General features: G+C 63.5%; 10 protein-coding genes. 5 read left to right on the forward strand and 5 right to left on the reverse strand.

The annotated features are described in order from the left end of the window. Positions 1 to 2 precede the first annotated feature (2 nt). Positions 3 to 761 carry a D-xylose 1-dehydrogenase gene (gene xylB, locus AC07UX_RS10520; RefSeq protein ID WP_495191949.1) on the reverse strand — a complete coding sequence of 253 codons (759 nt, stop codon included), beginning with the start codon at positions 759 to 761 and terminating at the stop codon, positions 3 to 5. Beyond that, positions 758 to 1,888, reverse strand: a complete 1,131-nt coding sequence (locus AC07UX_RS10525; protein WP_495192279.1) for a fumarylacetoacetate hydrolase family protein — start codon at positions 1,886 to 1,888, stop codon at positions 758 to 760. Before AC07UX_RS10525 ends, xylB begins: the two co-directional genes overlap by 4 nt. A 163-nt stretch (positions 1,889 to 2,051) precedes the next feature. On the opposite strand from AC07UX_RS10525, the gene AC07UX_RS10530 reads away from it, so the two are divergent. After that, positions 2,052 to 2,261: a hypothetical protein gene (locus AC07UX_RS10530; protein WP_495191950.1), complete on the forward strand. Its 210-nt coding sequence runs from the start codon at positions 2,052 to 2,054 to the stop codon at positions 2,259 to 2,261. A 221-nt stretch (positions 2,262 to 2,482) separates the two neighbouring features. On the opposite strand, the gene AC07UX_RS10535 is transcribed toward AC07UX_RS10530, so the two are convergent. Beyond that, on the reverse strand, positions 2,483 to 2,902 hold the full coding sequence (locus AC07UX_RS10535) for an EF-hand domain-containing protein (protein ID WP_495191951.1): 420 nt from the start codon (positions 2,900 to 2,902) through the stop codon (positions 2,483 to 2,485). Positions 2,903 to 3,183: 281 nt separating this feature from the next. Here AC07UX_RS10535 and purB point away from each other — a divergent pair, with 281 nt between their 5' ends. Further along, entirely contained in the window at positions 3,184 to 4,500 is a 1,317-nt protein-coding gene (gene purB, locus AC07UX_RS10540; protein ID WP_495191952.1) for an adenylosuccinate lyase, read from the forward strand. A gap of 93 nt (positions 4,501 to 4,593) precedes the next feature. Here purB and AC07UX_RS10545 read toward each other — a convergent pair whose 3' ends face one another. Together AC07UX_RS10545 and AC07UX_RS10550 are read right to left on the reverse strand one after the other, a co-directional pair. Beyond that, positions 4,594 to 5,667, reverse strand: coding sequence for a LacI family DNA-binding transcriptional regulator (locus AC07UX_RS10545; RefSeq protein ID WP_495191953.1), 1,074 nt, complete (start codon positions 5,665 to 5,667; stop codon positions 4,594 to 4,596). Positions 5,668 to 5,740: 73 nt separating this feature from the next. After that, complete coding sequence (locus AC07UX_RS10550) at positions 5,741 to 7,864, reverse strand: alpha-glucuronidase family glycosyl hydrolase (protein ID WP_495192280.1); 2,124 nt, start codon at positions 7,862 to 7,864, stop codon at positions 5,741 to 5,743. 175 nt (positions 7,865 to 8,039) lie between these two features. Here AC07UX_RS10550 and AC07UX_RS10555 point away from each other — a divergent pair, with 175 nt between their 5' ends. The 3 genes from AC07UX_RS10555 to manD are packed head-to-tail and all read left to right on the forward strand — an operon-like array spanning position 8,040 to position 14,013. After that, the gene (locus AC07UX_RS10555) at positions 8,040 to 10,415 is read left to right on the forward strand and encodes a glycoside hydrolase family 3 N-terminal domain-containing protein (RefSeq protein WP_495191954.1); all 2,376 of its coding nucleotides are present in this window, start codon (positions 8,040 to 8,042) and stop codon (positions 10,413 to 10,415) included. After that, positions 10,412 to 12,787 (forward strand): glycoside hydrolase family 3 N-terminal domain-containing protein, encoded by a 2,376-nt coding sequence (locus AC07UX_RS10560; RefSeq protein ID WP_495191955.1) that lies wholly within the window; start codon positions 10,412 to 10,414, stop codon positions 12,785 to 12,787. The genes AC07UX_RS10555 and AC07UX_RS10560 overlap by 4 nt, the downstream gene beginning before the upstream one ends. A 14-nt stretch (positions 12,788 to 12,801) precedes the next feature. Next, positions 12,802 to 14,013, forward strand: coding sequence for a D-mannonate dehydratase ManD (gene manD, locus AC07UX_RS10565; RefSeq protein WP_495191956.1), 1,212 nt, complete (start codon positions 12,802 to 12,804; stop codon positions 14,011 to 14,013). Positions 14,014 to 14,110 lie beyond the last annotated feature (97 nt).

Below are 14,110 nucleotides of genomic sequence, written 5' to 3' on the forward strand. Positions count from 1 at the left end.
TGTCAGCGCCAGCCGGCATCGATGAAATAGTCGTGCGCGGTGCAGTAACGCGCATCGTCCGATGCCAGGAACATCGCCAGCGCGGCGACATCTTCCGGCAGAATGCGGCCGTCCAGGCACTGCGCCGCAACGATTTCCGCCTCGCCTTCGGGCGTGTACCATTTTTCCTGGCGCAGCGTCTTCACATTGCCGGGGATGATGGTGTTGACGCGGATATTGTCACGGCCAAGATCGCGGGCGAGGCTGCGGGTCAGCCCCTCGATCGCCGCCTTGGCGGTCTGGTACAGCGTCAGTTCCGGCAGAGCGAGGTGCCAGCTGATCGACCCGAAATTCAGGATCACGCCCCCGCCAGCGCGTTGCAACGCCGGCACGGCAGCCTGCGCCGCGAAGAAGAGGTGGCGCAGATTGACCGCCATCCGCTCGTCCCAATAGGCGGGCGTCACTTCCGCGATTGTGTGGCGGTCGTCATTGGCGGCGTTGTTGATCAATATGTCGATACCGCCCAACTGCTGCTCGACCGTACCGATCATCGCCTGAACAGCGTCAATGTCGCGCAGGTCCACCGCATGGAAGATCGGCGTGAAGGCGCCGCCGGACAGGCGATCGACCAGCGCTTCGCTCTGCTCCACCGCGATATCGCAAAAGGCGACGTGCGCGCCCTGACCTGCGAATGCCTCGACCAGACCTTCGCCGATCCCGCTGCCGCCACCACTGATAAAGACTCGCTTGCCCTTCAGGCTGGGATAGATGGCGCGGCTCATGCGGTTTCTTTCAGCAGGCCGCGCGCGGCCAGATTGGCGAACAGGGCGGTCAGGCCGAACGTCCAGGGTGCGGCGTCCTTCGACGTCACGACCGTGTTGACCAGCTTGCCGAGGCGCGGGGTCGAAATGGCCACCACGTCGCCGACCTTGTGCGTAAAGCCACGGCCCGGATCGTCTCGATCCTGCACCGGGGCGAAGAGTGTGCCCAGGAACAGCGTGAAGCCATCGGGATATTGATGTTCGGACAAGGTCTGACGCACCAGTTCCAGAGGATCGCGGCTGATCTGGTTCATGCTGCTATGGCCTTCCAGGCGATAGCCTTCCGGTCCCTCGATGGTCAGTTCCAGTTCGGCGTTGCGCACATCGTCGATGGTAAAATCATGATCGAACAGACGGACCAGCGGGCCCAGCGAGCAGGAGGCATTATTGTCCTTCGCCTTGCCCAGCAGCAGCGCGGACCGCCCTTCGAAATCGCGCAGATTGACGTCATTGCCCAGCGTTGCGCCGATAGCGTTCCCAGCGGCATCGACCAGCAGCACGACTTCCGGCTCTGGATTGTTCCAGGTGGAATCCGACCGGATGCCGATCTGCGAGCCCAATCCCACGGTCGACAGCACCGGCGACTTGGTGAAGACTTCGGCGTCCGGGCCGATCGCGACTTCCAGATATTGCGACCAGAGGCCATCCTCGATCAGCGCGGCCTTGAGAGCTGCGGCTTCAGCCGATCCGGGCACTACGGCACGGATGGAGCCACCGACGCGCTCCTCCAGACGGCCGCGAATCTCGGCGGCGGCGCTGGCGTCGCCGCGCGCGCGTTCCTCGATCACGCGCTCGATCGCCGACAGGGCGAAGGTCACGCCGCACGCCTTGACGCATTGCAGATCGACCGGGCTGAGCAGCGGCACGGCCAGCGTATCGAGCGGTCCCAATTCTTCCCCGGTCGAGGCCGCGAGCGGCAGCGCCTCCACCAGTTGCGCAACGGTCGGCGCAACCCGGCTCATGTCATAGGCGATGCCTTTATCGACGAGGATCGGGCTGGGGCCTTGGGCGGTCAGGACACGGCCGACAAACTGGCCTTCGCGCCAATCGGCCGGCAGGCAATCGAGCAAGGAGATTTCCCCCGGCATCATCAACTCCTAAAACAGCGGTTGTAAATTGATAGCGCTACCAACATCGAACGACCAGTGAAGTCAAGAGGTGTTGCGCAAAAGGCGCGTGAGGGAAAAGTCGTAGGGATGCGCGTGTAATGGCTTTTCCGCGCACCTGCTTTGCGGCATAGCTGCAACGACCATGAGCAACACCGAAGACTCCACGCCAGAGACTGGCGCAGCCGCCGCTCCCGCAACACCAGCAGCCGAACCGGCCAAGGACAAGAGCAGGGTAGATCTCGCCACCGCGGCGATCAAGTCGGCCGGCAAGGGCGTATGGGCCGGCGCGGCGGTCGGCATCGGGTCCGCCGCGATCGTCGCGGCGTTGCTTTACACCCGCAAAAAGGGCTGATCGACCGGCGCTTGTCCGGTTCGATCGTCATGCCGAACTCTCTTCAGCATGACGGCGCCTGAATGATCTCCCGGTTTCGTGATCGCCATCGCACAAGCCGGCCATCGCGCAAGTTCAACAAAAAAAGAGGCGGCATGGCCTTCGTACCATGCCGCCTCCCGGTGCGACCCATTCAGGCTCTTTTGTCCCCGCCTTCGTGACAGGGGGGGGTCCATTATGCCTTATGCAGCGCCGCCGCTCAGATAGCTGACCAGTTCGGGCTTGCTGACCGAAATGCTCTTGTCCTTGTCCGCCGTGGTAAAGGCGCCGTTGGCCCAGGCCGTGACTTGCTCAGCGGGCAGGGTCGATCCAGTCGCCTTCATCTCCTGGCTCTTGAGCGCCACCATCCAGCGCGTAAATTCCGGCTGATCGAGTTGCCCGTCCTTGTTGGCATCATAAGCCGGGAATTCGGCATCGACGATCGAGGCGACCGATGCCGCCGGATTGGCAGGCGCGGTTGGGGTTGCAGCTTGTGGCGCTGCCGGAGCGGCAGGTGCGGCCGGCATTGCTTGTGTAGTACCATCCGCCGGGGCAGGCGCCATCTGCGCCATGGCAGGGGCCGTTGCCACCAGCGCGGCGGTCAGTATAAACGTGCGGACCATGGTAATCTCCTGTCACCTTTAAAAGAGTCGAAACAGATCATGTTCGGGTAAATCTCGTTATGCTGGGACAATAATGAACGGGGACTGGCGAATGTTCCTGAACATCCATTCAGACGGGGTCATTCGTCTTGAAAATATACTCGCTTCATCGGTCTTTGTTATCGGCATGATGCAAATATCGCAGGACTTGTCCTTTTCCCTTTCCCGATTTGCCCCGATGGGCCGACGCTGCTAGGCGCGCGGCACGTTTTCCTCCTTTTAAGACGCTAAGGATTCGCGCCATGGTCCCACGCTACGCCCGCCCCGCAATGACCGCCCTCTGGGAGCCGGAGGCCCGCTTCAAAATCTGGTTCGAGATCGAGGCGCATGCGACCGAAAAGCTGGGTGAACTGGGCGTGGTCCCGCCATCGGCGGCCAAGGCGCTTTGGGACTGGTGGGCCACCAACCCCGCGATCGACGTGCCCGCGATTGACGCGATCGAGGCGGTGACCAAGCATGATGTGATCGCTTTCCTGACCTGGGTCGCCGAACAGGTGGGTGACGAAGCCCGCTTCATGCATCAGGGGATGACCAGCTCCGACGTTCTCGACACCTGCCTGGCCGTGCAGCTTGCCCGCGCCGCCGACATACTTATCGAGGATCTCGACAAGCTGCTGGAGGTGATCAAGCGCCGCGCCTTCGAACATAAGCTCACGCCCACCATCGGCCGCAGCCATGGCATCCATGCCGAGCCGGTGACGTTCGGCCTGAAGATGGCCGAAGCCTATGCTGAGTTCAGCCGCTGCAAGACCCGCCTGATCGCCGCGCGCGAAGAAGTCGCCACCTGCGCGATTTCGGGTGCCGTCGGCACCTTCGCCAATATCGACCCGCGCGTCGAGGAACATGTCGCCCAGAAGCTGGGCCTTGCCATCGAGCCGGTATCGACGCAGGTGATCCCGCGCGATCGCCACGCCATGTTCTTTGCCACGCTGGGCGTCATCGCCTCGTCGATCGAGCGTCTCGCGGTCGAGGTCCGTCACCTGCAACGCACCGAAGTGCTGGAGGCCGAGGAATATTTCTCGCCCGGCCAGAAAGGCAGCTCGGCCATGCCGCACAAGCGCAACCCGGTGCTGACCGAAAACCTCACCGGCCTGGCCCGCGTCGTGCGCGCCGCCGTCGTGCCGGCGCTGGAGAATGTCGCGTTGTGGCATGAGCGCGACATCAGCCATTCGTCGGTCGAGCGTTTCTTTGGCCCAGACGCGACCATCACGCTCGATTTCGCGCTGGCACGCCTCACCGGCGTCATCGACAAGCTGCTCATCTATCCTGAGCGGATGATGAAGAATCTCGACAAGATGGGTGGCCTCGTCCACTCGCAGCGCGTTCTGCTGGCCCTGACCCAGGCGGGGGTGAGCCGCGAGGACAGCTATCGCTATGTCCAGCGCAACGCCATGAAGGTGTGGGAATCGGACGGGCAACTGTCGCTGCTTGCGCTGCTCAAGGCGGACGAGGACGTCACCGCCGCGCTCTCAGCGCAGGACATCGAGGACAAGTTCAACCTCGATTATCATTTCAAGCAGGTCGACACGATCTTCGCCCGCGTATTCGGCGAGGCGTAAGCCAACCTCCGTTCGTTCCGAGCGAAGTCGAGAAGCGGCAGCGCTACTATAGCCGGTTCTCGACCTGGCTCGAAGCGAACGGGCCTTTGTGCCTTAACCGCGCCCGCCCAATCGTGGCCGCATCCGGGGTGCGGCGTCCGATTGGCGCCGGATCAGCGCATGGTCCAGCACCAGATGCTCGACCCCCGCGTCGCTGCCGCGCCGCCCCTTCAACTGCCGAACCAGCACCTCCACCGCCGCGCGCGCCATGGCGCTGATCGGCTGGCGGATGGTGGTCAGTTCCGGCCAGATGGTGGTTGCAAGCGACGTGTCGTCGAACCCGCACACGGTCAGGTCGCCCGGCACGTCCAGCCCGGTGCGATGCGCTATCGCCACCGTCGCGGCGGCCATGTCGTCGTTGCTGGCGAAAATGGCGGTCGGCGGATCGATCAGCGACAATATATGTTCGGCAGCGTCCAGCCCCGATCGATAGGTGAAATAACCCTGCGCGATCAGTTCATCCTGCACCGGCAGGCCGGCCTCACCCAGCGCTGCGACATAGCCTTCGAACCGTCTGGCGCTGGCGCTCTGATTGGGGTTGCCCTTGATGAAGCCGATGCGGCTATGGCCCAGCGCGATCAGATGGCGGGTCATTTCATAGGCCGCCAGCCTGTCGTCGATGCTGACGGCGGCCAGTTCACCTGGCGCGCGGCCCGTCGCAACGGCCACGGCGGGGATGCCCGCGGCATCCAGCGCCTTTACCAGTTCCGGCAGGTCGCACAGGGGTGGCGGCAGGATCACGCCGTCGATCCGCCCGCGCTTTAAATGGGCGACGACCGATGCGATCGACGTCTCCTCGTCCCATTTTTCCACGACCAGGTCGACGCTGCTGCGGCTGGCCTGATCCAGGCTGCCGACCAGAAATTCGCTGAGATAGGAGGAGGAGGGGTTGGAATAGAGCAGGCCGATCCGCGTCTCCTCACCGCCCGCCAGCGTGCGCGCGGCGGCGCTGGGCGCATAGTTGAGCGCGGCGATCGCCGCTTCCACCTTCTCCCGTGTGGCCGCGCGCACCACCTGTTCGCCGTTGATGACGCGCGATACCGTCATCGGCGACACACCGGCATGGACGGCGACGTCATTGATGGTGGGCGCATTGCGCTGGCGGCGGGAAGATCGGCTATCGCTCAAGAAGGCACTTTCGCTGGGATGATGTCGCACGTGAAATGGGTGCGACATCATCCGTCATATGCAAAGCGAAAAATCAGTTATGCCCCGGCGCATAGGGGAATTTCAGCGCCTTGTACCAATTCAGATCATGGGCGGGTTCGGCCGATCCGGCGGGTAGGGGGCGTTTCGAAACCGACTGGAAATAGGCGATGCTGGCGTCCCGCCACCACTGCGCTTCGCGATGCTGGATGGTCAGGAACGCTTCCGTCTCGGAAAATCGCTCCGCATCGACATAGGGTTTGAGCGACGCCCATGTCGTCTGCATGTCCGCGACATAGGTCACGCCCCGATCATAATGGTGGACCAGCCCATCCCACAGATTTTCGCCCGATTTCAGGCGATAATTCCACGGCACATGATGGAACCACAGCAGGTCGCGCTCCGGCGTGGTCTTCGCATCGGACAGCCGCTTTGCGAGCGGCGCGGCATATTGGTCGATGGCATCGCTGCCGCTCTTCGTGCGGTCAAAGCCGATGCCGTTCGCATCGGCCTTGTGATAATAGACCGGGTTCCATTCCGGGCGCGCCAGGTCCGACACCCATGGCCCCGGCCCATAATGATGGCCGGTATCCATGACATGGGCCAGACCGAGCGGGGTCATATAATCGACCGCCGCTTCGCGCGACCCCATCATCATCCTGACGACCGGCAGCACCAGCCTGGGATCGGGCGAGAAGGTCATCTCCGCCCATTCCTGCGCGATGGCCTCCGCCGACAGGCTCGTGTCCCAGGCGAGGCGGCCGAACGCATACCAGTCCGCCTGGTTGAAGATCGACCCGCTCCAGTCGCGATCGACGCCGATGTTGGCGACGCCGGCAATGCCGGTCAGCTTGTGCCCCTCCAGCGATCCGTCGATCACCTTCGCCACGGTCGATCCCTTGCCCTTGGCAAAGGTGTCGGCGTCCAGCGTCTCCTCGAACAGCGGGCCGAGATAGGTGAGGTGCGTCGACTGGCCCAGATATTCCTTGGTAATCTGGAATTCCATCATCAGCGGTGTCCTGGGCATCGCGCCGAACAGGGGGTGGAAGGGTTCGCGCGGCTGGAAATCGATCGCGCCATTTTTCACCTGCACGATGACATTGTCGGCGAACTTGCCGTCCAGCGGCTTGAAGTCCGTATAGGCCTGCTTCGCCCGATCGTCGGGATTGTCGTGCGCATAGACGAAGGCGCGCCACATCACGATGCCGCCATGCGGCTTCACCGCTGCGGCCAGCATGTTCGCGCCATCGGCATGGGTGCGGTGATAATCTTGCGGCCCCGGCTGGCCCTCGCTGTTGGCCTTCACCAGGAAACCGCCGAAATCGGGGATCGCCTTGTAGATTTCGTCCGCCTTCGCCTTCCACCATGCAGCGACGGCCGGGTCCAGCGGATCGGCTGTCTTCAGGCCATCCAGTTCCATCGGCGCGGTCCACTTGACCGACAGATAGGCCTTGATCCCATAGGGACGAAACACATCCGCCAGCGCCGCCGCCTTGGCGATATAGGGCGTGGTCAGGCTGTCGGCCTTTGCATTCACATTGTTGAGGACGGTGCCGTTAATGCCGATCGACGCATTGGCTCTGGCATAGTCGGTATAACGCGGCCCCTTCCAGTCGGGCAGCCGCCACCAGTCCCAGATCGACTGCCCGGCATAGCCGCGCTCGACCGTGCCATCGAGGTTGTCCCAATGGTTGAGCAGGCGCAGGCCGATTTTGGGAGCGCTGCGGATATCCAGATTGTCGAGACTCTCCCCGCTCTGGGCCAGACGCAGCCAGTGATAGGCCCCATGGAGCAAGCCCACATCGCTGTTTGCCGCAATGATCGTGACCGTTTTGCCGTTCATGGTGGCTGTGCGAATCGCATAGCCTTCCACGCCCAATCCGTCTGTCTCGACCGGCAAAGCGGGGGTCGATGCCGGCGTCGCCAGCAACAGCGCACCTTGCTGGACCGTGGCTGACAGGGCAGGCGTAGTGCCGGTCATGCCGGCAATGCCACGCTGCAATTCCTGCGTCGCGATGGTGAGGGTGGGGCTGGTCCCTGCCGCCACGATAGCGGTCGCATGCGCCGCCAAAACCGGCGCATGCGCGCTGTCCGCAGGCGCATAACGCAGCCACAGATCATAGCCGTCCTCGGCCTGTGCCACAGGCGCCAGAACCGGCGCCAGCGCGGTACCAGCCATGGCAATCATCCAGCAAAACAGGCGCGCTTTCACGAAAATCCTCTCCCTTGTCCCCGAACGTCAAAGCCCATTGATCGGGCATTGACAAGTCTCTCTTGTCGAAGCAATGGTAACGCTATCAGTTTGATCGCGGCAAGCGGAAAGATTGCCGGGCAATAAAATGGAGAGGGGCATCGTGATCCGTAACCGCAAAATCTTGTGCGCAGCATCGGCGCTGGCGTTCGGCATCGCCCTGCCGATGGCGCCGCTGTGCGCGGCGCCCGCCACGGCATCGACCAGGACCGTTTACAAGGATGCCAGCGCCCCGATCGAGGCGCGTGTTGATGACCTCCTCTCGCGCATGACGCTGGATGAAAAGATCGCCCAGATCACCACTGTCTGGCTCGACAAGGTCAAAATCTTCGATGACCGGCTCCAGCTCGATCCGGCGAAGCTGGCGGCGCAATATCCCAACGGTCTTGGCCATTTCACGCGCCCGTCCGATGCGAAGGGGGCGGTCAGTCCGCGTGTCGCACCGGGACGCGATCCGCGCCAGACGGTCGCACTCGTCAATGCCCTGCAAAAATGGGCGACGACGCAGACGCGGCTCGGCATCCCGATCCTCTTCCATGAAGAAGGGCTGCATGGCTATGCGGCCGTCGGCGCCACCAGCTTCCCCCAGTCGATCGCCATGGCTTCCTCCTTCGACACGGACATGCTGCGCGACGTCAACAGCGTCATCGCCCGCGAAATCCGCTCGCGCGGCGTACCGATGATCCTGTCGCCCGTGGTCGATATCGCCCGCGACCCGCGCTGGGGCCGGATCGAGGAAACCTATGGCGAAGATCCCTATCTGGTCGGCGAAATGGGCGTCGCGGCGGTCGAGGGTCTGCAAGGCGTCGGCCGCGAACGCAATCTGCGCGATGGCAAGGTGTTCGCGACGCTCAAGCATCTGACCGGCCACGGCCAGCCCGAAAGCGGCACCAATGTCGGGCCCGCGCCGGTCAGCGAACGCGAATTGCGCGAGAATTTCTTCCCGCCCTTCGAACAGGTGGTGAAGCGCACCGGCATCGAAGCCGTCATGGCCAGTTACAATGAAATTGACGGCGTCCCCAGCCACGCCAATCGCTGGCTGCTGGAAGGCGTGTTGCGCGAGGAATGGGGTTTCAAGGGCGCGGTCGTCTCCGACTATTCAGCCGTCGACCAGCTGATGAGCATCCATCATATCGCCGCCAGTCTGGAGGAAGCCGCGATCCGCGCGCTCGATGCCGGCGTCGATGCCGACCTGCCCGATGGCCTGTCCTACGCGACGCTGGGCAAGCTGGTGCGCGAAGGCAAGGTGAGCGAGGCGAAGGTGGATCTGGCCGTGCGCCGCATGCTGGACCTCAAATTCCGCGCGGGCCTGTTCGAGCATCCCTATGCCGATGCCGCCGCATCGGAAAAGATCACCAACAATGCGGACGCCCGCGCCCTCGCGCTGAAGGCTGCGCAGCGCTCCATCACCTTGCTCAAGAATGACGGCATGCTGCCGCTCAAGCCCGAAGGCACGATCGCCGTCATCGGCCCCAGCGCAGCCGTCGCGCGTCTGGGCGGCTATTATGGCCAGCCGCCCCATACGGTGTCGATCCTCGACGGGATCAAGGCGAAAGTCGGCAAGCGCGCGAACATCGTCTTTGCGCAGGGCGTGAAGATCACAGAAAATGACGACTGGTGGGAAGACAGCGTCACCAAGTCCGACCCGCAAGAAAATCGCAAGCTGATCGCGCAGGCGGTGGAGGCGGCGAAGAATGTGGACCGCATCGTCCTGACGCTGGGCGACACCGAACAGTCGAGCCGCGAAGGCTGGGCCGACAATCATCTGGGCGATCGTCCGTCGCTCGATCTGGTCGGTGAACAGCAGGAACTGTTCGATGCGCTAAAAGCACTCGGCAAGCCGATCACCGTCGTCCTGATCAACGGTCGTCCGGCGTCGACCGTCAAGGTCAGCGAACAGGCCAATGCCATATTGGAAGGCTGGTATCTGGGCGAGCAGGGCGGCAATGCCGTCGCCGACGTGCTGTTGGGCGATGTGAACCCCGGCGCGAAGCTGCCCGTCACCGTGCCGCGCTCGGTGGGCCAGTTGCCGATGTTCTACAATGCCAAGCCGTCGGCGCGTCGTGGCTATCTGTTCGACACGACCGACCCGCTTTATCCGTTCGGCTTCGGCCTTTCCTACACGACCTTCGACCTGTCGCCGCCGCGTCTGGCCGCGACCAGCATCGGCACGGGCGGCAAAACGACCGTCTCGGTCGATGTCCGCAACAGCGGGGCGCGGGAGGGCGACGAGGTCGTCCAGCTCTATATCCGCGACAAGGTCAGCAGCGTCACCCGCCCGGTCAAGGAATTGAAGGGCTTCCGGCGCGTCACCCTGAAGCCGGGCGAAACCCGCACCGTCACCTTCACGATCAGCCCCGAAAGCCTTCAGATGTGGGATGCGGACATGCACCGCGTCGTCGAGCCGGGCGATTTCGAGATCATGACCGGCAACAGCTCGGTAGCGCTCAAATCCGCCACGCTGACGGTGAAGCCATGAGCGCCCGCCTCGCTCGCCGCCAGGCGCTTGGTTTGCTCGCCTCCACCTCCTTCTTCGCGGCCGCCCCGGCCGTCGCGGCAAAGGCGAAGGGGGCGCTCTACAAGGATGCCTCCGCCCCCATCGACCTGCGCGTCCGCGACCTGCTCGGCCGCATGACGCTGGAGGAAAAGGTCGGCCAGATCATCGCGCTCTGGGCGACCAAGGCGGACATCATGGACGACCTGACCTTTTCGCCGACCAAGGCGAGCAAGGCCTATCCCAACAGTTTCGGCCAGATCACCCGCCCTTCGGATCGTCGCGGTGCGCCCGACGGGTCGCAGCAGGCCGGCGGCGTCGGCGCACGCTGGCGCACGCCGGCCGATACGGTCGCCTTCGTCACCGCCGTCCAGAAATGGGCCACGCAAGAAACCCGCCTCGGCATCCCGGTGCTGTTCCACGAAGAATCCCTCCATGGCTATATGGCGACCGATGCCACCATGTTCCCGATGGCGATCGGCATGGCCGGCGCGTTCGACCGCGACCTGATGCGCGACGTCCAGTCGGTCATCGCCCGCGAAGTCCGTGCGCGCGGCGTCCATCTGGCGCTCTCGCCGGTGGTGGATATCGCCCGCGACCCCCGCTGGGGCCGGATCGAGGAGACGTTCGGCGAAGACCCCTATCTGTGCGGAGAAATGGGCGTCGCGGCGGTGCTGGGCCTGCAAGGCGAGAGCAAGCAGCTCGGCCCGGACAAGGTCATGGCCACGCTCAAGCATATGACCGGCCATGGCCAGCCCCAGAGCGGCGAAAATATAGCGCCCGCGCCGATCAGCCAGCGGGAATTGCGCGAGAATTTCTTCCCGCCCTTCCGTCAGGTGGTGAAGCGCACCGGTATCGCCGCCGTCATGCCATCCTATAATGAAATCGATGGCGTCCCGTCGCACCAGAACAAGTGGCTGCTCGGCGATATCCTGCGCGGCGAATGGCATTTCGACGGCGCGGTGGTCAGCGACTATGGCGCGGTCCACGAACTCGACACCATCCACCATGTCCAGCTCGACCCGGAGGCATCGGCCCGCGCCGCCCTCCGTGCCGGCGTCGATTGCGAGTTGCCCGATGGGATGACCTATCGGACGCTCGTGGAACAGGTCCGCGCGGGCAAGGTGCCCTCCGAAGCGGTCGACATCGCCTGCACGCGCATGTTGACCCTCAAATTCCGCGCGGGCCTGTTCGAAAATCCCTGGCCGCGCAAAGATTATGATGCGCTGACCGGCAATGCCGACGCGCGCGCGCTGGCATTGAAGGCCGCGCACAAGTCGATCGCGTTGCTCAAGAATGACGGCACGCTGCCGCTCGCCCCCGGTGCGCACAAGCGGGTCGCGGTGATCGGTCCCAATGCCGCCATCGCGCGGCTGGGCGGCTATTCCTCCATCCCGCGTCAGGACGTGTCGCTGCTGGAGGGCGTTCAGGCCAAGCTCAAGGGCAAGGCGGAGGTCGTCCATGCCCAGGGCGTCTACATCACCCAGAGCGAGGATCGGTCGGTCGATGAGGTCTATCTGGCCGATCCGGTCAAGAACCGCGCGCTGATCGCCGAGGCGGTCGAGGTGGCGAAGGGGGCGGACATCGTCCTGCTCGCCATCGGCGACACCGAACAGACCAGCCGCGAAGGCTTTGCCACGAACCATCTGGGCGACCGGACCAGCCTCGATCTGGTCGGCGAACAGAATGAACTTTTTGCCGCGATCAAGGCGACCGGCAAGCCCATCGTGGTCTGCGCCATCAACGGTCGTCCGCCCAGCTATCCGGCCGTAGTCGAGGGTGCCAACGCCCTGCTCGAATGCTGGTATCCGGGGCAGGAGGGCGGTATCGCCATGGCCGACATCCTGTTCGGCGACGTCAATCCCGGCGCGAAGCTCCCCGTCACCGTCGCGCGCGATGCGGGGCAGATTCCGATCTTCTACAACCGCAAGCCCAGCGCCCGGCGCGGTTATGTGTTCGAGGATATCTCGCCGCTCTTCCCGTTCGGCTATGGCCTTAGCTACACCCGGTTCGAAATGGGAACGCCAAGACTGTCCGCACCGCGCATCGGCCTGGGCGGCAGCGTCACGGTCGAAGTCGATGTGCGCAATGTGGGGACAAGGGCAGGGGACGAGGTCGTCCAAATCTACGTCCACGACCAAGTCGCCAGCGTCACACGCCCGATCAAGGAATTGAAGGGCTTCGAACGCATCACGCTTGCCCCCAGCGAGACGAAGACCGTGCGCATCCCGCTTGGCCCCGACGCCTTCTCCTTGTGGAATCTCGACATGGAAGAAGTGGTCGAACCCGGCCTGTTCGACATCATGGTCGGGCCGGACAGCCAGAATCTTCAGACCGTCACGCTTGAAATCATCTGAACAGGATCGCCAAAATGCCCAAGATTATTGATGCCAAGGTCATCGTCACCTGTCCCGGCCGCAATTTCGTCACGCTCAAGATCATCACCGAAGACGGGGTCTATGGTCTGGGCGATGCGACCCTCAACGGGCGCGAACTGTCGGTCGCCAGCTATTTGCAGGACCATGTCATCCCCTGCCTGATCGGCCGGGATGCGCACCGGATCGAGGATATTTGGCAATATCTCTACAAGGGTGCCTATTGGCGTCGCGGCCCCGTCACCATGTCGGCCATCGCCGCCGTCGACACCGCGCTCTGGGATATCAAGGGCAAGCTGGCCGGCCTGCCGGTCTATCAGCTGCTGGGCGGCGCCAGCCGGGAAAGCGTCATGGTCTATGGCCATGCCAACGGCACCACGATCGAAGATACGGTCAAGGTCGCGCTGGAATATCAGGCGCAGGGTTACAAGGCGATCCGCATACAGTGCGGCGTGCCGGGCATGGCCAGCACCTATGGCGTCAGCAAGGACAAATATTTCTACGAGCCCGCCGACGCTGACCTGCCGACGGAAAATGTCTGGAACACCAGCAAATATCTCCGCATCGTGCCCGAATTGTTCAAAGCCGCGCGTGAGGCGCTCGGCTGGGACGTGCATCTGCTGCACGACATCCATCACCGCCTGACCCCGATCGAAGCCGGGCGCCTGGGCAAGGATCTGGAACAATATCGCCCCTTCTGGCTGGAGGACGCGACGCCGGCGGAAAATCAGGAGGCCTTCAAGCTGATCCGCCAGCACACCACGACGCCGCTGGCCGTGGGCGAAATCTTCAACTCGATCCACGACTGCCGCGAATTGATCGAAAATCAGCTGATCGATTATATTAGGGCCACCGTGGTCCATGCCGGCGGCATCAGCCACCTGCGCAAGATCGCCAACCTCGCCGATCTCTATCAGGTCCGCACCGGCTGCCACGGTGCCACCGACCTGTCGCCGGTCTGCATGGCGGCCGCGCTGCACTTCGACCTGTCGGTGCCCAATTTCGGCGTGCAGGAATATATGCGTCACACGCCGGAAACCGACGCGGTCTTCCCGCACGCCTATACCTTCGCGGATGGCGCGATGCATCCGGGCGAAGCGCCGGGGCTGGGCGTCGACATCGACGAGGAACTGGCCGCCAAATATGAATATAATCGTGCCTTCCTGCCGGTAAACCGGCTGGAAGACGGCACCATGTTCAACTGGTGATTTGGTGCCTCGCTCGCCCTTGACCGCGTCATCCCCGCAAAGGCGGGGATCCATCTCCCACCCCATCCCCCGCAACGGGGAGAGGTGGACTAGCTGC

It is taken from the genome of Sphingobium sp. GW821-FHT02B05 (genome assembly GCF_059421905.1).